This window comes from Serratia quinivorans (assembly GCF_946227985.1).
In the GTDB taxonomy this organism is placed as follows: Bacteria; Pseudomonadota; Gammaproteobacteria; order Enterobacterales; family Enterobacteriaceae; genus Serratia; species Serratia quinivorans_A.
On record NZ_CAMKGL010000002.1, the window covers coordinates 485,401 to 508,078 of the forward strand.

Here is a 22,678-nt window from a genome sequence, read left to right on the forward strand (position 1 = left end):
TTGAACAGAGACTTTGCGGTATAGCGCCGGCAGAAATCCACCGGCGCAAAAGCTACTGAGATTACGCCTGCGCCCAATAGCGGCGCTTGGCGTTCTGCAGTTTTTCGTAGGCCGCTAACAGAGCCTGATGAGCCGGCAAGGCTTTCAGACTGCTATCGACCGCGAACAGGCCGTTAAAGCGCTCTTCGCCGCTGATGGCCGCAGAGGCCTCATCCACCGCTTCCTGACCGTACATTTTCACGAAGGCTGCGTAATACTGCGCCGGATCGCGTTCTGGCTCTTGTGTCAGCAACAGCAGGGTTTGCAGGCAACGGTAGTAGTTGCTGCGTGCCGGACTCAATACCGAAGCGTTGAAGTCCTGCGTCCATTCAGCCCAGATCAGCGCCTGATCCATATCGCCGCCGGCCAGCGCCAGCATTGATTTGAGCTCGCCCACGCGCAGGGTATTCCAGGCGTTGTCTTTACCGGTGGCAATACCCAACAGCTCACGCACGCGGGTGAAATCGTCCAGTCCTTCGTCGTCAAAGCGTTCAATCAGCGCCAGATATTCTTGTGGCTCCCACTCACTGCCCGGCAGCGCCAGCAGAAGATCACGCAGGTGCGCACCCATGCTGTTGTTGGCCAGCAACAGGTCTTCCGCAGGATAGATGTCGGACATGCCCGGCACTATGATACGGCAGGCGTACACGTCCAGATGTTCGTAGTCGGCGATATACACTTCCGCGCCTTCTTTATCGAAGATGCTCATCAACGTGGCGAACTCTTCCTGCGTGCTGCCGCTGAAGCTCCAGTCGACAAACGGATAATCCGCGTCTTGCTTGAACATATCCCAGGAGATCAAACCGCTGGAATCGATAAAGTGGGTTTCCAGATTGGTGTGCTCTGCCACTTCTTCGTCGTCGAAGGTTGGCGCGGTGAACACGTCCAGATCTTTCAGGCTGCGGCCCTGCAGCAGTTCAGTGACGGTACGCTCAAGCGCCACGCCAAAATCAGGGTGGGCGCCGAATGAGGCGAAACAAGTACCGTTAGCTGGGTTGAACAGCACAACGCAGATCACCGGATAGTTGCCGCCCAGCGAGGCGTCGTAGGACAGGATTGGGAAACCTTCTTCTTCCAGCTTGGTAATGGCTTCCACCACGCCCGGATAACGGTTCAACACTTCAGCCGGGATCTCCGGCAAACTGATGGACTCGGCGATGATGCGGTTTTTCACATAGCGCTCGAACACCTCAGACAAGCCCTGCACGCGAGCTTCGTTGGCGGTGTTACCGGCAGACATGCCATTGGACACATAAAGGTTACCGATGATGTTCATCGGGATATAAACCGTCTGCTGGTCTGACTGACGGGAAAACGGCAGGGCACAAATGCCACGATCGCCATTACCGGACTGCAGATCGATCAGATCGCTGGCGTTAACATCCTGATCCGGATTGTAGAATGCGTGCAGACGATCATCGAGAATGCCGGCCGGCAGCGAATCATCGGCCGGGATCGGGAACCATTTCTCGTTCGGGTAATGCACGAAATCGCCTTCGGCAATCTGTTTGCCCAGGTAGAAGTCGGCAAAGAAATAGTTGGTAGAAAGGCGTTCGAAGTATTCGCCCAAAGCGGAGGCCAGCGCCGCTTTCTTGCTGGCGCCTTTACCGTTGGTGAAGCACAGTGGGCAATCGCGATCGCGGATGTGAACCGACCATACGTGCGGCACCGGGTTCAGCCAGGAGGCCTCTTCGATATTAAAACCCAGATCGCTTAATTTCTGTTGGAAACGGGCGATAGAGTCTTCCAGCGCGGCATCTTTGCCAGGGATAAAAGTTTGCGTCATTGTCTTCACTTTTTGAGCGTACTAAAAACGCGCAATGATACGGGGTTTTCCGCCCAAGCTCCATGTATTCCTAAAGCGGTGGCAAAGTCACAGTTTTTTTGAGGATAAGGGCCATAATTCAGCGGGTTATCTATCATGGAGAAACCTAATGAAATCAGTGAAACTCAGCGTTATAGCGCTACTGCTGGCGGGGGCAAGCGGTTCTGCGTTGGCATTGCCCACCATCACCCTGCTGGCGACCGGCGGCACCATTGCCGGTGGCGGCGAGTCGGCGACAAAATCCAACTATACGGCGGGCAAACTGGGCGTTGATGCTCTGGTGAATGCCGTACCGGAGCTGAAAAATGTCGCTAATGTCCAGGGCGAGCAGGTGGTAAACATCGGTTCGCAGGATATGAATGATGAGGTTTGGCTGAAGCTGGCGAAGAAAATCAACGCCGACTGCGCTAAAACCGACGGTTTTGTGATTACCCATGGCACCGATACGCTGGAAGAAACCGCCTACTTTCTTGATCTGACCGTTAAATGTGACAAACCGGTGGTGATTGTCGGGGCGATGCGCCCAGCCACGGCGATGAGTGCCGACGGCCCGTTTAATCTGTATAACGCCGTAGTGACGGCGGCAGATTCGCAATCGGGCAAACGCGGGGTGCTGGTGGCGATGAACGACAGCGTGCTGGACGGGCGTGATGTGACAAAAACCAACACCACATCGGTACAGACTTTCCAGTCGCCCAACTTTGGCCCGCTTGGCTATATCCATAATGGCAAGGTTGAGTATCAGCGTTCACCGCAGCGCAAGCACACCACGGATACGCCGTTTGACGTCTCAAGTCTGACCGAATTGCCCAAAGTCGGCATTATCTATAACTATGCCAACGCCTCAGATGCGCCTGCCAAGGCATTGATTGCCGAAGGTTATCAGGGCATCGTCAGTGCCGGAGTCGGTAACGGTAACCTGTACAAAACGGTGTTCGACACGCTGGCGACGGCCGCCCATAACGGCGTTGCCGTGGTGCGTTCTTCCAGAGTGCCAACCGGGGCGACTACCGAGGATGCCGAAGTGGATGACGCCAAATTTGGCTTTGTTGCCGCAGGCACGTTAAATCCGCAGAAAGCGCGGATCCTGTTGCAATTGGCGCTGACGCAGACCAAAGACGCCAGACAGATCCAGCAGATGTTTAATCAATATTGAGTCGCGATTTACGGGGGGCTCTGCTCCCCGGTTTTTATAGCCGGGCTATGTTTTCGATAGGATAACGATGCAAGACACCGGTGATGTAATCCTCTAATTTTTTAAGCGGTGAAAAGCTTTGCAACAAGCAGACATATCCATTTAAAAGTCTTTTCAGGGGGAATTACAATTATGTTTAGAATAATTATGGAAAATCTATAATATTAAGTTGATTAGCCATAATATTCGTTTTAAACCAGTTGCGGTGATCAGAAGTCGTAAGCGTTAATAACTTTCAGTATTCTTTTGTCTTTTTGGTATTTTGTGTTGAGTTTTTTTTCTGTTTTTCGGCATTGTTGCATGCGGAATTCACTTCTTTCTCTATTTCTCGTTGTCGTTTTATCGGTAATTCCGAGTCCCACTCGCCGGATAGGTATTGGCAGTTATCGGCATTTTTCAGATACTCATTCACATCTTTTGGATATGTTTGAGATGCTTGAGCGTATGAGGATAAAAATAAAATTGAAATTGAAATGAACAGCGCAGGTACTTTCATATTATCGTCCATCCGTTGACCAGTGTGGTTTGTCTTTAGAGCCACCATGATATTTTATAACGCCGAAACTTTTTCCCACTTCATGCAACTGGGGGTTCATGCCATCAGTTGGGCGACTATTGATAAGCACTATTTCCCCCTTCTTATTTTTCAGCTCTAAATTTCCAACCCATGATATGTTCATATCTATAGCATTGCCTTCAGTATGCCTACTTTTTAGGTACATCGTCAGGGTTAATAAATGCACGAGCGATTTTCCACGACCCGTGCATAAGGTAGGCTCTTTCCGGTGGTCTCAGCGTTGCTGAGATAGTTATACGTGCACCCGCATTTTTTAAACTCTGTAAAAATGCGTTAATGTTTGGCCCGAATGTTGGGCTTAATGTTTTTGTTGAATTACTGCCTTGAAAACGAGAGGTCCATTTTTTACCACTTAATTCATACATTAAACAAATCCTTTTTAAGCTGCATGCCATGGAATAAAAATGTATTTTTAATTTTTTAGCAAATAACAATTAAGTATGGCAAGAACAAAATATACACAGATTGAAATTTCAGAATAGAGCGGGGGCTGTAATCTTGTTTTTTAGGTGCAGTAGGCACTATAGCCAATACCAGAGGTAGCTCAGCCTGGTTTAAGCACCGCTTACTGGGGGGGAGGGGATCGTCAGTACCGGGGACGGTAACGGAAACCTTTGCAAAACGGTGTTTGGCTACCTAGTTGATGGACCGTTTTGAGGCACTCCAGACCCGGATGGTGGCCGAAGCCGCAGGGGACTCTGCCGGTAGCCCCTGCGGCCTGATTGCACCTCTGGCGGATTCACAGCAACATATTTGCCCACGCTGCGGCAACGGTCGGTGGATTGCGCCCTGGTTCCGTAGTCGGGTTAGCTGAATACAGCATAAAACACCGCGTTAACCCACTGAATTCTCCGATGACGTAGTGTTTTATCGCACAAAAAAACGCAGCGACGGCAGAGCCTGTCATTCCGTCTTGCGGTAGTTTGCCGCCGGCGGGCGAATAAGCATTGCAGCAGCGTTACGTGAGTGATAAAACCGATGGGTTGGTTAACTCGACAGTTAACTTTGGGCGTATTTCGGTTGGCCAGTCTCATTGGCGAATAGTGAATGTGGTGAGGGGAAATGACTCAGGTTTATAATTTTAGCTCTGGCCCGGCAATGTTGCCGGTTGAAGTTTTGCGTCGTGCGGAACAGGAGCTGTGCAACTGGCACGGTCTCGGCACCTCGGTGATGGAAATCAGCCATCGCAGTAAAGAGTTCATCGAAGTTGCCCAGCAATCCGAGCAGGATCTGCGCGACCTGCTTAAGATCCCCTCCAACTACAAAGTGCTGTTCTGCCATGGCGGTGCCCGTGCGCAATTTGCCGCGCTGCCGCTGAACCTGCTGGGTGACAAAACTACCGCGGACTATATCGACGGCGGTTACTGGGCGCATAGCGCCATCACCGAAGCGCAAAAATACTGCACGCCAAACACCATCGACGTGAAAACCTCCGTCGACGGCCTGCTCGGTATCAAACCGATGAAAGAGTGGCAGCTGAACGACGACGCGGCCTACGTGCACTACTGTCCGAATGAAACCATCGACGGCGTGGCTATCGATGAGATTCCGGATTTCGGCGATAAAGTCGTGATCGGCGATTACTCCTCCACCATTCTGTCTGGCCCGCTGGACGTTAGTCGTTTTGGCGTGATTTATGCTGGCGCGCAGAAAAACATTGGCCCAGCTGGTCTGACGCTGGTGATCGTACGTGAAGATCTTTTGGGCAAGGCACGCCGCGAAGTGCCGTCGATCCTCGATTACACCGTGCTGGCCGAAAACGACTCGATGTTCAACACGCCGCCGACCTTTGCCTGGTATTTGTCCGGCCTGGTGTTCAAGTGGCTGAAAGAGCAGGGCGGTCTGGTAGAGATGCACAAACGCAATCAGGCCAAGGCCGAGTTGTTGTACGCGACTATCGATAAGTCTGATTTTTACCGCAGCCGGGTGGCGCTTGCCAACCGTTCCTGGATGAACGTACCCTTCCAGTTGGCGGATCCTGCGCTGGACAAGGTGTTTCTCAGCGAAGCAGAAGCCATTGGCTTGCAGGCGCTGAAAGGCCATCGAGTGGTTGGCGGTATGCGCGCCTCTATTTACAATGCCATGCCGTTGGCTGGCGTGAAGACATTAACCGACTTTATGACCGACTTCGAACGTCGTCACGGTTAAGCCGGGTAGCCTGCCTTGAGCGGGCCGCCTTCGCTGTTGTCCTCTTGCATTAAAGCGGCTCCGGCATTTTCCCGGGGCCGTTTCGTTTATCAGATTTTGGAGATTTTTGTTCACATGGTGGATTCCCTGACGTTACAACCGGTTGCCCTGGTCAATGGCACCGTCAACTTACCCGGCTCCAAGAGCGTATCCAACCGTGCTCTGCTGCTGGCTGCGCTGGCGGAGGGAACGACGCGGCTTACCAACCTGCTGGACAGCGACGATGTGCGCCATATGCTCAATGCGCTGCAGGCGCTGGGCGTGAGCTATCAGCTGTCAGACGATCGTACCACCTGTAAAGTTGAAGGTATGGCCGGCCCGCTGGTAGCCAGTCAACCGCTTGAACTGTTCCTCGGCAATGCCGGTACCGCGATGCGTCCATTGGCAGCGGCTCTGTGCCTGGGCAATAGCGATGTGGTACTGACCGGTGAGCCTCGCATGAAGGAGCGCCCAATCGGTCATCTGGTTGATGCTCTGCGTCAGGGCGGCGCACAAATTGATTACCTGGAACAGACCGATTATCCGCCATTGCGCCTGCGCGGCGGTTTTCACGGCGGCGATGTCACCGTCGACGGCAGCGTTTCCAGCCAGTTCCTGACCGCATTGCTGATGACGGCACCTTTGGCCGCGCAAGACACCCATATCCATATCAAGGGCGAACTGGTTTCCAAGCCGTACATTGATATTACGCTGCATCTGATGCGTACCTTCGGCGTCGAGGTTAGCCACGACAACTATCGCGTGTTCCACATTAATGGTCGCCAAACCTACCGTTCTCCGGGCGATTACCTGGTGGAGGGCGATGCTTCTTCCGCCTCTTACTTCCTGGCGGCAGCTGCGATCAAAGGTGGCACCGTGCGCGTAACCGGCATCGGCAAGAAAAGCGTTCAGGGTGATACCAAATTCGCCGATGTGCTGGAGAAAATGGGCGCGCGCATTACCTGGGGTGATGATTATATCGAATGCAGCCGCGGTGAACTGCGCGGCATCGACATGGATATGAACCATATCCCTGATGCGGCGATGACCATTGCGACTGCTGCCCTGTTTGCCGAAGGCCCAACGACCATTCGCAACATCTATAACTGGCGGGTGAAAGAGACAGATCGCCTGGCTGCGATGGCGACCGAGTTGCGTAAAGTGGGCGCTGAGGTAGATGAAGGCGAGGACTATATTCACGTCGTACCGCCAGCCAAGCTGAAGTTTGCCGATATCGGCACCTACAACGATCACCGTATGGCGATGTGCTTCTCGCTGGTGGCATTGTCGGATACGCCGGTGACCATTCTTGATCCGAAGTGTACTGCGAAAACCTTCCCGGACTATTTCGAACAGCTGGCGCGCATCAGTCAACTGGCGTGATCCGCAGTCCGATACTTTTTTTAAGGCCCTTGATTGGGCCTTTATCGTTTTTAACGCCTGCAGTATGGCGTCGTCCGCTATACTTTTGCGCAGTCATACGCTTATTTTCAACAACCAGACAGTTCCAGGGTAACAGTTCGCCGCTTGGCAGCGTATAATGCGCCACCGTGACTGCCCCGATTGGGCGGGCGGCAGGGACGGTTTTAATTATGCTTTCGCATTGTGCTGGCGGCAGGTTATGTCCCTGTGAGGTTTTCTACCTGAAGGAGAGAGAAATGACGGCTACAGCCCCGGTGATAACCGTTGATGGACCAAGTGGCGCAGGCAAAGGCACCTTGTGCAAGGCGCTCGCCGAATCCCTTGGTTGGCGTTTGTTGGACTCAGGCGCGATTTATCGCGTGCTGGCGTTGGCAGCGCTGCATCATCAGGTTGATATCACGTCTGAGGAGGCGCTGGTTCCACTGGCCGCACATCTCGATGTTCGCTTTATTGCCCAGGATGGCAAACTGCAGGTTATTTTGGAAGGTGAGGATGTCAGCAATGAAATCCGCACTGAAACCGTCGGCAATACCGCTTCGCAGGCAGCGGCTTTCCCGCGCGTGCGTGAAGCCCTGTTGCGCCGCCAGCGGGCATTTCGTGAGGCTCCTGGCCTGATTGCCGATGGCCGCGACATGGGCACGGTGGTGTTCCCCGATGCACCGGTCAAGATTTTCCTGGACGCCAGTTCTGAGGAGCGTGCGCACCGCCGCATGCTACAGTTGCAGGAAAAGGGCTTTAATGTTAACTTTGAACGTCTTTTAGCCGAGATAAAGGAACGGGATGACCGTGACCGTAATCGGCCTATCGCGCCACTGGTGCCTGCTTCTGACGCCCTCGTGCTGGATTCAACCAGCATGTCGATCGACGAAGTCATCCAGCGTGCGTTGACTTATGCACATGAAGCTCTAGCGTTGCCGCAGCAGTAAGCGCGGCGGCGTTATTGGCTTTTTGTCATATTTGTCATGGTAGTATCGAACTATATCGGGTAAAATTTTACCCCTGTAACCTAAACCCTGTCGGCATGGAGCCAATGGCGGGGTATGTGAAACAACCCCATTCGGCGGGATGCTAAATGGACGTTAAACTATAGAACCCTGAAGATTAAACATGACTGAATCTTTCGCTCAACTCTTTGAAGAATCCCTGAAAACAATCGAAACCCGTCCGGGTTCCATCGTTCGTGGCGTTGTAGTTGCTATCGACAAAGACGTAGTACTGGTTGACGCCGGTCTGAAATCTGAGTCTGCCATTCCGGCTGAGCAATTCAAAAACGCACAGGGCGAGCTGGAAATCCAGGTAGGCGACGAAGTTGATGTTGCGCTGGACGCTGTTGAAGATGGCTTCGGTGAAACTCTGCTGTCCCGTGAGAAAGCTAAGCGTCACGAAGCTTGGATCACGCTGGAAAAAGCTTACGAAGAAGCTGAAACTGTCGTCGGTGTTATCAACGGCAAAGTTAAGGGTGGCTTCACTGTAGAGCTGAATGGTATTCGTGCGTTCCTGCCAGGCTCCCTGGTTGACGTGCGTCCAGTACGTGACACTCTGCACCTGGAAGGCAAAGAGCTTGAGTTCAAAGTCATCAAGCTGGACCAGAAACGCAACAACGTTGTAGTTTCTCGCCGTGCGGTTATCGAATCAGAGAACAGCGCAGAACGTGATCAACTGCTGGAAAACCTGCAGGAAGGCATGGAAGTTAAAGGTATCGTTAAGAACCTCACTGACTACGGTGCATTCGTTGATCTGGGCGGCGTAGACGGCCTGCTGCACATCACTGATATGGCTTGGAAACGCGTTAAGCATCCGAGCGAAATCGTCAACGTTGGCGATGAAATCACTGTTAAAGTGCTGAAGTTCGACCGCGAGCGTACTCGTGTTTCCCTGGGCCTGAAGCAACTGGGCGAAGATCCATGGGTTGCTATCGCGAAACGTTACCCAGAAGGCACCAAGCTGACTGGTCGTGTAACCAACCTGACTGATTACGGCTGCTTCGTAGAAATCGAAGAAGGCGTTGAAGGTCTGGTACACGTTTCTGAAATGGATTGGACCAACAAAAACATCCATCCGTCCAAAGTTGTTAACGTGGGCGATGTAGTGGAAGTTATGGTTCTGGACATCGATGAAGAACGTCGTCGTATCTCCCTGGGTCTGAAGCAGTGCAAAAACAACCCATGGCAGCAGTTTGCAGAAACCCACAACAAGGGCGACCGCGTTGAAGGTAAAATCAAGTCTATCACTGACTTCGGTATCTTCATCGGCCTGGACGGCGGTATCGACGGCCTGGTTCACCTGTCTGACATCTCCTGGAACGTTGCAGGCGAAGAAGCAGTTCGTGAATACAAGAAAGGCGACGAAATCGCAGCGGTTGTTCTGCAAGTTGACGCAGAGCGCGAGCGTATCTCCCTGGGCGTGAAGCAACTGGCTGAAGACCCGTTCAATAACTACCTGTCTATGAACAAGAAAGGTACTATTGTTACTGGTAAAGTCACTGCAGTTGACGCCAAAGGTGCTACAGTTGAATTAGCAGGCGGCGTAGAAGGTTACCTGCGTGCTTCTGAAGCCTCTCGCGACCGCATTGAAGATGCAACTCTGGTTCTGAATGTGGGTGACGACGTTGAAGCTAAATTCACCGGCGTTGACCGTAAGAACCGCGTAGTAAGCCTGTCCGTACGTGCTAAGGACGAAGCTGACGAGAAAGATGCAATCGCTACTGTTAACAGCAGCAGCAAGCAAGAAGAAAGCAACTTCTCTAACGCAATGGCTGAAGCTTTCAAAGCGGCTAAAGGCGAGTAATGACGGGGGGCGGTTTTTGACCGCCCCGATACGGTAGTTTAGCTGCAAAGCTTGGAGGAACTATGACCAAGTCTGAACTTATTGAAAGACTTGCTGGCCAGCAATCTCATGTACCGGCGAAAGCCGTTGAGGATGCAGTGAAAGAGATGCTAGAACATATGGCTGCTACGTTAGCCGATGGGGAACGCATCGAGATCCGCGGATTCGGCAGTTTTTCTCTTCACTACCGTGCTCCGCGTGTGGGCCGCAACCCGAAAACTGGTGATAAAGTTGAGTTGGACGGCAAGTACGTTCCTCACTTCAAGCCAGGTAAAGAGCTGCGTGACCGCGCCAATATCTATGGCTAGTCACTGACTACCCATAGAGTTGTTGCTTGTAAAGAAATATAAAACGGTGCCTTAGGGCGCCGTTTTTTTTGTCTGCTATTTACTGCCGACTGTCGCGGTGTTTCTTGCTAGCTACGCCGCAGCATGCGGTTGGCTGTGGTAACGGCCGCTATTATTGTGCGGAGAGGATCGCGTACTGTCAGATTGTAGATGGTGAGTATTGGCCAATGCGTAAACAATCCCGTGAAGTTGGCAGCCTGGATTGCTGTCTTATACCGGGAGAACACCTATCAAAACTTCGTTGGATTTGGCGGTAAGTGCAGTTATCTGTGGCATTTTGCCGCTGCTCATCATGCCGTACTTACCCGATGTGCGTATCGCTCTGTGGGTTATCTTACCCGTTTGTCTCTGCCTGTGGGGGAGAGGCTGCGCCGGCAGGTCTATGGCGTGGGGGGCTTTGGGTTTTCTTTGGGCGGTATTCACTGCCGAGACCCTGGTGAATCAAATCAATCGTCTGAGTCAGGGCCCGGTGGTGAGCGCTGTGGTTCAGGTTAGCAGTATTGCACTGGCTGGCGCGACACGAAAGCAGACGGTTATGCGTATCGAACAGCTCAATGGCCGGTGGCTGGTGCCATCAATCGCTTTCTCAACCCTCTGGCAGCCCAAAGATCGTCCCTTGTGTGCCGGGCAACGTTGGCAGTTGCAACTGCGTTTGAGGCCTATACACGGCAATCTTAATGAAGGTGGGTTTGACAGCCAGCGTTGGGCTATGTCGCAGCGTCAACCGCTAACGGCACAGGTGAAGAGTGCTGTAATTCTGGACCAAAACTGTGGTTGGCGGCAGAAGATGATCGCTCATGCCGAGAACAATATTGGCACTCTTCGTTATAAAGCGGTGCTACTCGCATTGGCATTTGGTGAGAGGGCTGCGCTGGAACCGGCGTTAAGAACCTTGATGTTGAAAACCGGCATTGCTCATCTGATGGCTATTTCTGGGTTGCATGTGGCAATGGTGGCCATTTTGATTTGGGGTGTGCTGCGGGCGATGCAATTTTTTCTGCCGGCAAAGCTGATTGACTATCGCTTTCCGCTGATCGTCAGTTGGCTCGGCGCCTTAGGTTATGTTTGGTTGGCTGGCGCTCATCCACCGGCGGTAAGAACGGGTCTGGCACTGACATTGTGGATGCTGTTACGGATACGCGGCATCCATTGCTCCTCCTGGCAAATCTGGTTGTGGTGCGTTGGTTTAATTCTGGTTTGCGATCCTCTGGCGGTACTCTCTGACAGCTTTTGGCTCTCGGCTATCGCGGTATTTTGCCTGATTTTCTGGTTTGAATGGGTGCCGTTAAATCCCCTTTTTCGTTCGGGATGGCATTGGGCGCCATTGCGCTGGCTGCATATCCAGCTTGGCATTACGCTGCTATTGGTGCCCATGCAGGCAGGATTGTTTCATGGCCTGGCACTTAGCTCCATACCGGCCAATCTTTGGGCGGTGCCCCTTGTTTCACTGATAACGGTGCCGCTGATCCTGCTGGCGGTGGTGGCTGGTATTTTCCCGATGTTGAGTGCGGGACTATGGTGGTTGGCGGATCTTACGTTGGCAGGCGTTTTTGCCCCATTACACTATCTGCAAATCGGCTGGGTCGATCTCGGTGCTGCATCGTTGGCTGTCAGCCTTGCCGGTTGGTTACTGGTGATTTTTTGGCGTTTCCACTGGTGGCTGCGTTATGCGACGGCGCTGACAACTTTGGCACTGTGTTGCGTTCTGTGGCGTGAAAGAGAAGCCCAATACCGTTGGCGCGTAGACATGCTTGACGTTGGGCATGGCCTGGCTATGGTGATCGAAAAGAACGGTCGGGCAATATTGTATGACACTGGCCCCCGCTGGGGCACCGGCAGCGCCGCCGGGCGGAATATTTTACCATTTCTTAACTGGCGAGGATTGCCTGTGGAGCAAATCATTCTCAGCCACGATCATCTGGATCATATCGGTGGTCTTGAAGAGATACAGCGTGCATTTCCACAAGCGACGGTAAGGAGCCCACGCCTTGATGCTGGCCACTTACCCTGCGTGGCGGGAGAGCGCTGACAATGGCAATCGCTTCAGTTTCAAGTGCTGTGGCCGCCAAAGGCGGTAAAAATAGCGGGGAATGATGATTCATGTGTCATCCGTGTCGATGATGGTAAATATAGTTTGTTGCTGACGGGGGATGCAGAAAAAAGGACAGAGGCACAGTTGGTTAGATATCAACGCCCTTCATTGAGCGCTACTGTGTTACAGGTGCCGCATCATGGCAGTAAAACCTCGTCTACCCCGCCTTTTTTGCGTGCGGTAGCGCCGAAGGCGGCAATCGCCTCGGCATCACGTTACAATAAATGGCGATTACCTGCGGTTAAAGTGATCGCCAGATACCTGGCAAATGACATCATTTGGCACGATACTTCGCGCTCCGGTCAGTTATCCGTACTTTTTTTCGACAACGATTGGCAAATTAATGGCTTTCGTGAACAATTAATGCCCCGTTGGTACCATCAGCGGTTTGGCGTAGAGGGTGATAATGAGTAAAATGGGCCGCTATTTCTTCCGATGCTGGTATTTGCATGATGAATGATAAAGATCTCTCCACCTGGCAGACTTTCCGTCGCCTCTGGCCGATGATCACACCTTTTAAGACCGGGCTGATCGTGGCGGCTATTGCGTTGGTACTGAACGCGGCCAGCGACGCCTTTATGTTGTCTTTGCTTAAACCTTTATTGGATGACGGTTTTGGGAAAACGGAAAGCAGCATTCTGCTGTGGATGCCATTGGCGGTGATTGGCCTGATGGTGGTGCGTGGAGCGACTGGCTTTGTCTCCAGCTACTGCATTTCATGGGTATCCGGCATGGTGGTGATGCATATGCGTCGTCGGCTGTTCGGCCACATGATGAGAATGCCGGTATCCTTCTTCGATCAGCAGTCTACCGGGACCTTGCTGTCACGAATCACCTATGATTCCGAACAGGTAGCTTCATCGTCCTCCAGCGCGCTGGTGACCGTGGTGCGTGAAGGCGCGTCGATAATCGCGCTGTTCACCATGATGTTCTACTACAGTTGGCAGCTGTCGGTGATCCTGATCGTTTTGGCTCCGGTTGTCTCTATTGCTATCCGCGTTGTTTCCAAGCGCTTCCGTAATATCAGCAAAAACATGCAGAACACCATGGGGCAGGTGACGACCAGCGCAGAGCAGATGCTTAAAGGCCATAAGGAAGTGCTGATTTTTGGCGGCCAGCAGGTTGAAACCGATCGCTTCAATTCAGTCAGCAACCGCATGCGCCAGCAGGGCATGAAACTGGTTTCTGCGTCCTCGATCTCTGACCCTATTATTCAGCTTATCGCCTCGCTGGCGTTGGCCTTTGTGTTGTACGCCGCCAGCTTCCCAAGCGTGATGGCTACCCTGACCGCCGGTACCATCACAGTGGTGTTCTCTTCGATGATCGCCCTGATGCGCCCGCTGAAATCACTGACCAACGTTAATGCCCAGTTCCAGCGTGGGATGGCGGCGTGCCAGACCCTGTTCTCCATCCTGGATATGGAACAGGAAAAAGATACCGGTACCCGTGAAGTCGTACGAGCCAAGGGCGATATCGAATTTCGTAACGTCACTTTCTACTACCCAGGGAAAGAAACGCCTGCGCTGCGTGATATCAATCTGAGTATTTCAGAAGGTAAAACGGTGGCGCTGGTGGGGCGTTCCGGCTCCGGCAAGTCAACCATCGCCAATCTGCTGACCCGTTTTTATGACGTCCAGGAAGGCGAGATCCTGATGGATGGTCACGATCTGCGCGAGTACACATTGGCATCGCTGCGTGATCAGGTAGCCCTGGTTTCGCAAAACGTGCATTTGTTCAATGACACTATTGCCAACAACATCGCTTACGCGCGTGAAGAACGCTACAGCCGCGAAGAGATAGAGAAAGCTGCGCGTATGGCCTATGCCATGGACTTCATTGAAAAAATGGAGAATGGCCTGGATACGGTGATCGGTGAGAATGGGGTGATGCTGTCCGGCGGTCAACGTCAGCGTATTGCTATTGCCCGCGCCTTGCTGCGTGACTGCCCGATACTGATCCTCGATGAAGCCACCTCGGCACTGGACACTGAATCGGAGCGTGCTATTCAGGCGGCGCTGGATGAATTACAGAAAAACCGGACTTCACTGGTGATTGCGCACCGCCTGTCGACCATTGAGAAGGCTGATGAAATCCTGGTGGTTGAGGATGGCCGTATTGTTGAACGTGGCGAACATGCGGTATTGCTTGAAAAGCAGGGGGCTTATGCCCAGCTTCATCGCATGCAGTTTGGTCAATAATGATCGAGCGCATCTGGTCAGGCAGCTCGCTGGTTTATTTGCTGTTGTTACCGTTGTCCTGGCTGTATGGCCTGGTCAGCGGCCTGATTCGGCTTAGCTACCGTTGCGGTCTGCGTAAAAGTTGGCGCGCACCGGTACCGGTTGTGGTGGTGGGCAATCTCACCGCCGGTGGCAATGGCAAAACCCCGATGGTGATCTGGCTTGTGGAACAGTTGCAGCAGCACGGATACCGGGTGGGTGTGGTTTCTCGTGGTTATGGTGGTAAAGCAGAGGCTTATCCGCTGTTACTTAACGCTGGCACTACCACCCAGCAGGCGGGTGATGAACCTGTGTTGATTTATCAGCGTACCGCTGCGCCAGTGGCAATTTCACCAAAGCGTTCTGAAGCGGTGCAAGCACTGCTTAAGCAGCAGCCACTTGACGTGGTGATTACCGATGACGGCCTGCAGCATTACGCTTTACAGCGTGATTTTGAATTGGTGGTGATCGACGGCGTTCGCCGCTTTGGCAATGGATGGTGGTTGCCGGCAGGGCCGATGCGTGAACGTGCCTCGCGTCTGAACAGCGTTGACGCCCTGATTACCAACGGGGGTGTGGCCCAGCCTGGCGAAATCGCTATGCGGTTGCAGGCGCGCGACGCGGTGAATGTTGCCAACGGTGAGCGTCGTCCGGCAGTCGAACTGCCACACGTGGTGGCAATGGCCGGTATCGGGCATCCCCCGCGCTTCTTCGCCACATTGGAAAAGCTGGGTGTAGAGGTCGAGAAGGAAGTGGCGTTTGCCGATCATCAGGAATATCAGCATGGCCCATTGGCGGCGCTGGTATCTTCAGAGCAAACGTTGTTGATGACCGAGAAAGATGCGGTTAAGTGCCGCGCTTTTGCTCAGCCCAACTGGTGGTATTTACCCGTTGATGCGGTACTTCCCCCCGATCAGGCTGAGCAGTTGTTGCACCGTATTGAAACCTTGCTGAAATAGTCAATCAGATTGCCAGCGCGTGAAGTCCCAGTGCTTGCGCGCAGGCATCTATCGAACGCTGCTGCGTTTGTTGATATAACGCCAATTCGTCGATCACTTCTGCTCCCAACGCCAGTTCAAATGCCGCCCTGCTTGAGGCTGCGTTGTACTGCGTGTGACCGCTATCGCCCAAATTCGATTGGAAAATGCCTGCGGCGCTGACCGGCAGAAAGTCCTCATAGACCAGAGGCTGAAAGCGAATGTATTCCTGGGCGATCAGCTGTTCCAGTGTGCAGTGTTGATCCAGGGTTTCTTTAGCCGCCAGCCCACACTCGGTCGGAAAATAGCGGAACCAGGCCAACTGTTGCTCACGTAGAGTGGCATAGTCATCTGGAAACGCCTGGAAGTTTTCCGCCAGCAACTGATTGTAGCGTTCAGCATTTTTTTCGCTCGGCGGTGCCTGCAATGCGTCGTTGGTAGCCTGTAGCAGGCGATCGTACAGTGCACGGCCTTTGGTTGTCAGCGCGACACCGCGTTGTTCAATCTCGCCGAAGCGCGCAGTGTGGTGCCCGGCAACGGCGCTACCGTCATGTTCAACAAAGTCGACGTTTTCTTCCAGCGCTTTGAAACTGGTCTGGCGCAGCAGAATAGGGCGGCGACGTGGTGGTGGGCCCTCAATCACGGCTTTGGGGGTGATACCTCGGCCGGGCATGGCCATTTGGACACGGTCAATATCAAGAGTGCGTGGCGTCAGATGGTTGATATGCGGGCCTTTAAAAGCCACTACGTCGGCGATCAGACGGTGCTGGTCGTGCAACTGCTGATATTCGGCTGCGCTAACTGTCGCCCGGCTGTGCCAACGGAAAGTTTCCAACGCCTGTTCGACAAATTCATCAGCCTGACTGTCGTCCAGTCCGCCCTGAGCTTCTTGCAATACGAGCAGCTCAAGTGCCCGTTCAGTAAAGATACGGCGACGAGCCAACAGGCGTTGGGCAAGTTCGCGCAGCTCCGGGTTTTCAATCAGCTCCAGCCGCAATAAAGAGGTGAATACCCGGAATGGACTTATCTGCAGCGCATCCTCATGTTCTGCTCGAAATGCGGTAGAGTGAACCGGAACCCCGGCCACGGCCAGATCGTAATAGCCCACCGGAGACATGCCCATCACGTTAAACAGCCGTCGCAGGGTGGACAGTTCCTCTGCGGTGCCAACCCGAATAGCGCCGTGCCGCTCCATGGCCAGCCGTTCGACTTCGCCGGTAATTTGTAATTGATGAGCCAATGCGGCATCTTCTCGCAGGACCTGTCGGTTGGTTTCCGCCACCAGTTCGAGCAAATCGCCATACAGAGGTACCTCTTTCTGGTACATATCTGACATGGCGTGGGAGAATCTGGCGCGGATTTCATTCGGTGAGACGAACTGCTGGGCGGTCATGCGCATAGCTCCTTTATTCAGTATAATCTGAAAAATATCATTCTTGGCGGCAAACGTGCTGGTTGAGAGGCCATTCGCCTTGTTTTCACCTCAAGTTTAGCTAGGTCGATTAGGTTTTGTTATAGTCAGGCCAAGCATATTAGATTTTTATGCGTTAGCTCTCATTTGAACAGTGAATAACGGAAAATACGGCCATCCAGAAGGCAATGCCTCAAAGAGCTTTACGTAAAAAAAGATAAATTAATCCATTAACAATCAGTGGTATAAAAATAAATGTGGCGAAATGGTAAAAACAGGGCAATAAACCTCTTGTGCAAAAGATAGATTTATGAGTAAATGCAAGTCGGCCTGTGATACAGACCTATTTATGTTCGAGTTTAGAATTAAGCAGTTCCTCCAAAAAAGTTATCATCTGATTCCGCTTCAAAGACGAACCTTCTAAGTACCTCCCATAAGTAATGTTTCTAAGAACGGCCAAAATTGCCTTATGGCAGGTTTTGTATATATATTTAAAAGGTAAATGAGTAATGTCTAAGAAGACGGGTCAAGTGAAGTGGTTCAATGAAAGCAAAGGTTTTGGTTTTATTGAACAGAACGACGGTGGTAAAGATGTATTCGTACACTTCTCCGCAATCGCGACCGACGGTTTCAAAACTTTGGCTGAAGGCCAGCGTGTTGAGTACACCGTAGAAGACAGCCCGCGCGGGCCGGCTGCCGCCAACGTTGTTGCTCTGTAAATAAACAGGGAATAACGTAAAGAGAACTTAATACAACCATGATGAGGCGTTTGCGCTGAATCATTGCGGAAGATATTAAGTTCAACAAGCCCGCCATAGTGCGGGTTTTTTATTTTTTGCTCACGAGAGGTTTGTTACGAAAAACTTTAGGATGGGCTGGTAGCGTCCAACAATAATAAAAATGACGTTGTTAAGGATGCTCAAGTAAAAGGATATAAGTTATGTTTAAAAATACTGTGTTACAAATGGGCCGTGTGAAATGGTTTGATCAGGCTGCAGGCTATGGTTTTATTTCACCGGTAGATGGTAGCGACGAAATCTATGTAAGTCGTCGTTCTATCGCCAATACTAAAAATAAATCGTTAAACGAAGGTCAGAACGTTGAGTTCTCGATCTATCGCAGCTCCCACGGGCTGTCAGCGGCAGACGTTATCGCGTTCTGACCCACCCCCCTTCCTCGCCAGTGCCGGTGCCGCCACCCCAAGCACTGGCGAAGATAAATTCCCCGATATCCACTATTATCAAGCGATTGTTCAATCACTTCGGATATCAGGATGAACACCCCGGTTATTTCTCTTACTGCCGCCCGTGCGATCCACCTTGCCGCACAGGGGCTGCTATCCCCGATGAAACGCAAAGCCAGGCCCGACGATGTGGTTGCCGCCATTGGACGTATGGGATTACTGCAAATCGATACTATCAGCGTGGTTGCACGCAGCCCCTACCTGGTCCTGTTCAGCCGTCTGGGCGACTACCAGCCGGAATGGCTGGAACAAGCACTGGCTGGCCGCCGACTGTTCGAGTACTGGGCGCACGAAGCCTGTTTTTTACCTATTGAGGATTTTGGCCTGCTGCGTCATCGAATGCTGCAGCCGCAGGATATGGGGTGGAAGTACTCCGAAGAGTGGATGCAGGAACATCAGGCGGCGATAGATGCCCTGTTGCAACATATTGAAACCGCAGGGCCAGTGCGCTCGGCGGATTTCAGCGCCGAGAAGAAGGGCAACAGCGGTTGGTGGGATTGGAAGCCAGAAAAACGCCATCTCGAAATCCTGTTCACCGCCGGTAAATTGATGGTAGCCGAACGGCGCAATTTCCATCGCGTTTACGATCTGACTGAAAGAGTTTTACCTTACTGGGATGATAGCCGGGATGTATTACCTGTCGATGATGCACGACAGGAAATGCTAAGGCGCAGCTGTCGTTTCCTGGGGATCTTCAGAGCCGAATGGCTGGCGGATTACTACCGTTTGAAGCGAGTTGCGCCGAAAGCGCTACTGACGTCGTTACAACAGCAGGGTGAAGTGCTGCCCGTGCGGATCGACGGTTTGGACGGGGAGTTTTACGTACACCATTCGCTGGCGGTAGAGCTGCAACTGGCAGAACAAGGGGCGTTAAAATCCAGCGTGATCACTTTGCTTTCTCCGTTCGATCCGGTGGTTTGGGATCGCCGCCGTGCGTTGGAGCTTTTCAACTTTGATTACCGGTTGGAATGCTACACGCCGAAAGAAAAACGGCAGTATGGTTACTTTACGCTGCCGGTGTTGCAACGCGGTGAGTTGATTGGCCGCATCGATGCAAAAATGCATCGTCGGCAGGGTATTTTCGAAATCATCAGTTTCCACCCGCAAGCCAAGGTTCGCTTTGGTAAGCAACGTGTGCAGGATATTTGGCAGGCAATAACCCGCAGTGCAAAATGGCACGGTGCGTCACAGGTTATTTTGGGGGATATTCCGGCGGTGCTGGCCCTTGAGTGGGGAACTGGCTGGCAAGTTAAATAACGAACGGCGTTGTCGGCTTGGGTAAAACGAATGTTCAGCGCCGCTCGTTACAAGGGGCCTCAGTTGCTGAAGTTGGCAAACAGGGCAATGATTTTATGAAGACGTTTGATCATGAGAAATGTCTTTTTTGTGACTTGTATCACAAAATTCTACGCCTGCGTCGGGGGCAATTCAATCCCCCTGGCAGATTAAAATGCAGCGACAAAACAGCCGGTGATTAACCTGGCGCATAGCGTTATGCTATCCTCACGCACTTTCCTGACGTTAAATCTCCACCCATGGAGGAAGCATGGATCACCGTTTACTCGAAATCGTTGCCTGCCCGGTCTGCACCGGTAAGCTTTATTTCAATAAAGAAAACCAGGAATTGGTCTGCAAAGTGGATGGCTTGGCCTATCCGTTGCGTGACGGCATTCCCGTGCTGTTGGAAAATGAAGCGCGAGCGCTGTCATTGGATGAGAAACACGCATGAGTTTTATCGTTATTATTCCAGCCCGTTATGCATCAACCCGTTTACCGGGCAAACCGCTGGCCGATATCCACGGTAAGCCGATGGTGGTGCATGTAATGGAACGTGCACGCGAGTCGGGCGCCAGCCGCGTTATTGTCGCGACCGATCATCCGGCAGTGGCCGAAGCGGTCAAAGCGGCAGGCGGTGAAGTCTGCATGACACGGGCCGATCACAATTCCGGTACCGAGCGCTTGGCTGAGGTGATCGAGCACTATGGTTTTGCTGATGACGAAATTATCGTTAACGTTCAGGGTGATGAGCCACTGATCCCACCGGTGATTGTACGTCAGGTGGCTGAAAATCTGGCGGGCAGTCAGGCCGGTATGGCCACCCTGGCGGTGCCTATCGAAAGCGCAGAAGAAGCTTTTAACCCCAATGCGGTCAAAGTGGTGATGGATGCGCAGGGGTATGCGCTCTATTTCTCACGCGCCACCATTCCATGGGATCGCGAACGTTTTGCCCAATCCAAAGAAAGCATCGGCGACAGCCTGTTGCGTCACATAGGTATCTACGCCTATCGCGCCGGTTTTGTTCGTCGTTATGTTACTTGGGCGCCAAGCCAGCTGGAGCAAATTGAGCTGCTGGAACAGTTGCGGGTGCTGTGGTACGGCGAAAAAATCCACGTGGCGGTTGCCAAGGCAGTGCCGACCGTGGGTGTCGATACGCCGGAAGATTTGCAGCGTGTGCGCGACAGTATCAAAGGCTGAGTATTACATGCCGGCGCGTCACGCAACGCGCCGGCAATATGATTTCCCTTCTTAATATCCCCATTTTGTTGATCTGCGTTGAAGAATTTTTCTGCTCAGCGTTCGATGATGTCAGCGTCTCCTCTATTTCTCTTGAGGCTTTTCCCTTATGGAGCAGTTACGCGCCGAACTGAGTATTGTGCTGGGTGAGTCCATCAGCCGGTTGGAACGCGTCAGCGAACAACCTTATGCTCACATGTATTCACTGTATGACCAACAGGGCCACGCGATCCCGCTGATGGCAAAAAGCTTTGTCTGCCAGGGCATCGCCCAACAAGAGGCTTACAAGTTGTCGATGCTGTCACGTGAAGGGGATATTCGCCTGCCGACGGTGTATGGCGTGGTCTATACCCACCAGGCACCTTATAAAGAAATATTGTTGATCGAGCGCTTGCGTGGCGTATCCGTAGAGGCACCGACGCGCACGCCGAACCGTTGGAATACGTTGATGGAGCAGATTGTCGATGGCGTATTGGCCTGGCACCGCATTGATAGTCACGGCTGCGTGGGTACGGTAGACAGCACCCAGGAGAACGACTGGTTCTGTTGGTATCAACAACGGGTCGAAGTGCTATGGTCAACGTTGGGTAATCTCAACTCACCGCTGCTGACGATGGACGATCGCCGCTTGTTGTATCGCACCCGTGAAGCATTGACCCACTTTTTTGTCGGTTTCGACGATCCTTGCGTATTGGTGCACGGTAACTTGTCACTGCGCAGTATGTTGAAAGATCCGAAAAGCGATCAACTCTTGGCGATGCTCAACCCTGGAATGATGCTATGGGCACCGCGTGAATATGAGCTATTCAGGTTATGTGAAGCGGGAATGCCGAGTCAGTTGCTGTTTTATTATTTGCAACGTGCGCCGGTAGCGGAGTCCTTCCTGATGCGGCGTTGGTTGTATGTGGTGTGGGAAGGCGTAGGGCGGTTGATTCATACCGGCAAACTGGAGCGGCAGCCGTTTGACTATGCGTCCAAACAACTGCTGCCCTGGATTACCGGTTAACGCCGATCAGTCGACAGAAACCTCATCGGAACCTTTCAGCCGTTGCCACAGGCTGCCCAGCGTTTCATACCAGGCCCGTTCGCTGTGGCCGAGGAACATCGCCGACGGCACCACGCGATCCCAGATATTCAATCGTGAACTGATGGCCAGCTGATTGGCCGGCGCCGGGATCGGGTGCAGCCCCTTGGCTTCAAAGAAGCGCATGGCGCGCGGTAAATGGTTGGCTGAAGTCACCAGAATAAACGGCTGCTGGCCGACCAGCTTCGACACCTGCAATGCCTCCTGCTCGGTATCCAACGGGCGATCCAACAGAACGATATCAGCGCGGGGTACTCCCAGGCTTTCCGCCACCTGCGCCGCGGTTGCCGCGTTACTCAGGGTTTTGGGACTCCCGGCACCGGTGAAAACCATTTTCGCCCCGGGATGGGCGAGATATAAGCGCACACCTTCCGTGACTCGCGGCAGGCTATTGCCGATCAGATTGGAACTGGGTGCCCAATCCGGATTAAAGGTATAGCCGCCGCCCAGCACCACTATATAATTCACCGGGTCATTGCCACGATAGGTGACATACTCCGATTCTATGGGGCGCAGTAATCTGTCGGCCACCGGCTGCAGGCTGAAAAGCAGTAAAAACAGCCAGCTCAGCGTGAAAATGACCTTGCCGCTTTTTTGCCAACGGGTGAACCACAGCAGTAACAGCGCCAGTCCCATCAGTAGCAACAGCGCAGGCAACGGCATTAAAATGGCGCCAATGAACTTTTTCAGGTTAAACAGCATCAAAAATCAGGTCCTTTTGGGCGAAAAAACGACATCCGGGCA

19 protein-coding genes and 1 pseudogene are annotated in these 22,678 nt (G+C 52.7%); 15 read left to right on the forward strand and 5 right to left on the reverse strand.

From position 1 onward, the window contains the following. Positions 1-61: 61 nt before the first annotated feature. The gene (ycaO, locus tag OCH02_RS10845; RefSeq protein WP_261431224.1) at positions 62-1,825 is read right to left on the reverse strand and encodes a 30S ribosomal protein S12 methylthiotransferase accessory factor YcaO; all 1,764 of its coding nucleotides are present in this window, start codon (positions 1,823-1,825) and stop codon (positions 62-64) included. Positions 1,826-1,973: 148 nt separating this feature from the next. On the opposite strand from ycaO, the gene ansB reads away from it, so the two are divergent. Continuing rightward, positions 1,974-3,020 (forward strand): L-asparaginase 2, encoded by a 1,047-nt coding sequence (ansB, locus tag OCH02_RS10850; protein WP_261431225.1) that lies wholly within the window; start codon positions 1,974-1,976, stop codon positions 3,018-3,020. Between the two features lie 274 nt (positions 3,021-3,294). Here ansB and OCH02_RS10855 read toward each other — a convergent pair whose 3' ends face one another. Next, positions 3,295-3,555 carry a hypothetical protein gene (locus OCH02_RS10855; protein ID WP_261431226.1) on the reverse strand — a complete coding sequence of 87 codons (261 nt, stop codon included), beginning with the start codon at positions 3,553-3,555 and terminating at the stop codon, positions 3,295-3,297. Between the two features lie 209 nt (positions 3,556-3,764). Next, a complete protein-coding gene (locus OCH02_RS10860; protein ID WP_261431227.1) occupies positions 3,765-4,001 on the reverse strand; it encodes a hypothetical protein in 237 nt (78 codons plus the stop codon). A gap of 697 nt (positions 4,002-4,698) precedes the next feature. On the opposite strand from OCH02_RS10860, the gene serC reads away from it, so the two are divergent. From serC to lpxK, 8 genes and pseudogenes are all read left to right on the forward strand, one after another. Beyond that, entirely contained in the window at positions 4,699-5,784 is a 1,086-nt protein-coding gene (gene serC, locus OCH02_RS10865; protein WP_261431228.1) for a 3-phosphoserine/phosphohydroxythreonine transaminase, read from the forward strand. Positions 5,785-5,898: 114 nt separating this feature from the next. Next, on the forward strand, positions 5,899-7,185 hold the full coding sequence (gene aroA, locus OCH02_RS10870; protein ID WP_261431229.1) for a 3-phosphoshikimate 1-carboxyvinyltransferase: 1,287 nt from the start codon (positions 5,899-5,901) through the stop codon (positions 7,183-7,185). Between the two features lie 275 nt (positions 7,186-7,460). Then, positions 7,461-8,150, forward strand: coding sequence for a (d)CMP kinase (cmk, locus tag OCH02_RS10875; RefSeq protein ID WP_261431231.1), 690 nt, complete (start codon positions 7,461-7,463; stop codon positions 8,148-8,150). A 181-nt stretch (positions 8,151-8,331) separates the two neighbouring features. Further along, positions 8,332-10,011 (forward strand): 30S ribosomal protein S1, encoded by a 1,680-nt coding sequence (gene rpsA / locus OCH02_RS10880; protein WP_012006139.1) that lies wholly within the window; start codon positions 8,332-8,334, stop codon positions 10,009-10,011. A gap of 62 nt (positions 10,012-10,073) precedes the next feature. Further along, complete coding sequence (ihfB, locus tag OCH02_RS10885) at positions 10,074-10,358, forward strand: integration host factor subunit beta (RefSeq protein ID WP_004942652.1); 285 nt, start codon at positions 10,074-10,076, stop codon at positions 10,356-10,358. Positions 10,359-10,689: 331 nt separating this feature from the next. Continuing rightward, positions 10,690-12,903, forward strand: a pseudogene (locus tag OCH02_RS10890) (ComEC family protein). A 35-nt stretch (positions 12,904-12,938) separates the two neighbouring features. Beyond that, positions 12,939-14,687, forward strand: a complete 1,749-nt coding sequence (gene msbA / locus OCH02_RS10895) for a lipid A ABC transporter ATP-binding protein/permease MsbA (protein WP_261431233.1) — start codon at positions 12,939-12,941, stop codon at positions 14,685-14,687. Continuing rightward, on the forward strand, positions 14,687-15,664 hold the full coding sequence (gene lpxK / locus OCH02_RS10900; protein WP_261431234.1) for a tetraacyldisaccharide 4'-kinase: 978 nt from the start codon (positions 14,687-14,689) through the stop codon (positions 15,662-15,664). Before msbA ends, lpxK begins: the two co-directional genes overlap by 1 nt. Positions 15,665-15,668: 4 nt before the next feature. Here the strand turns inward: lpxK and OCH02_RS10905 are convergent, their stop codons facing one another. Beyond that, on the reverse strand, positions 15,669-17,075 hold the full coding sequence (locus OCH02_RS10905) for a VOC family protein (RefSeq protein ID WP_261431236.1): 1,407 nt from the start codon (positions 17,073-17,075) through the stop codon (positions 15,669-15,671). A gap of 527 nt (positions 17,076-17,602) precedes the next feature. Between OCH02_RS10905 and OCH02_RS10910 the strand changes: the two genes are divergently transcribed. The 6 genes from OCH02_RS10910 (at position 17,603) to OCH02_RS10935 (ending at position 21,856) form a co-directional block, all read left to right on the forward strand. Further along, the gene (locus OCH02_RS10910) at positions 17,603-17,812 is read left to right on the forward strand and encodes a cold-shock protein (RefSeq protein ID WP_004717375.1); all 210 of its coding nucleotides are present in this window, start codon (positions 17,603-17,605) and stop codon (positions 17,810-17,812) included. A gap of 221 nt (positions 17,813-18,033) precedes the next feature. Continuing rightward, on the forward strand, positions 18,034-18,255 hold the full coding sequence (locus tag OCH02_RS10915) for a cold-shock protein (protein WP_006320799.1): 222 nt from the start codon (positions 18,034-18,036) through the stop codon (positions 18,253-18,255). 111 nt (positions 18,256-18,366) lie between these two features. Next, positions 18,367-19,593 carry a winged helix-turn-helix domain-containing protein gene (locus OCH02_RS10920; RefSeq protein WP_261431237.1) on the forward strand — a complete coding sequence of 409 codons (1,227 nt, stop codon included), beginning with the start codon at positions 18,367-18,369 and terminating at the stop codon, positions 19,591-19,593. Between the two features lie 289 nt (positions 19,594-19,882). After that, positions 19,883-20,065: a Trm112 family protein gene (locus OCH02_RS10925; RefSeq protein WP_012006145.1), complete on the forward strand. Its 183-nt coding sequence runs from the start codon at positions 19,883-19,885 to the stop codon at positions 20,063-20,065. Continuing rightward, positions 20,062-20,811: a 3-deoxy-manno-octulosonate cytidylyltransferase gene (gene kdsB, locus OCH02_RS10930; protein WP_261431239.1), complete on the forward strand. Its 750-nt coding sequence runs from the start codon at positions 20,062-20,064 to the stop codon at positions 20,809-20,811. Before OCH02_RS10925 ends, kdsB begins: the two co-directional genes overlap by 4 nt. A 148-nt stretch (positions 20,812-20,959) precedes the next feature. Then, the gene (locus OCH02_RS10935; protein WP_261431241.1) at positions 20,960-21,856 is read left to right on the forward strand and encodes a YcbJ family phosphotransferase; all 897 of its coding nucleotides are present in this window, start codon (positions 20,960-20,962) and stop codon (positions 21,854-21,856) included. 6 nt (positions 21,857-21,862) lie between these two features. On the opposite strand, the gene elyC is transcribed toward OCH02_RS10935, so the two are convergent. Further along, on the reverse strand, positions 21,863-22,636 hold the full coding sequence (gene elyC / locus OCH02_RS10940) for an envelope biogenesis factor ElyC (protein ID WP_261431356.1): 774 nt from the start codon (positions 22,634-22,636) through the stop codon (positions 21,863-21,865). Positions 22,637-22,678 lie beyond the last annotated feature (42 nt).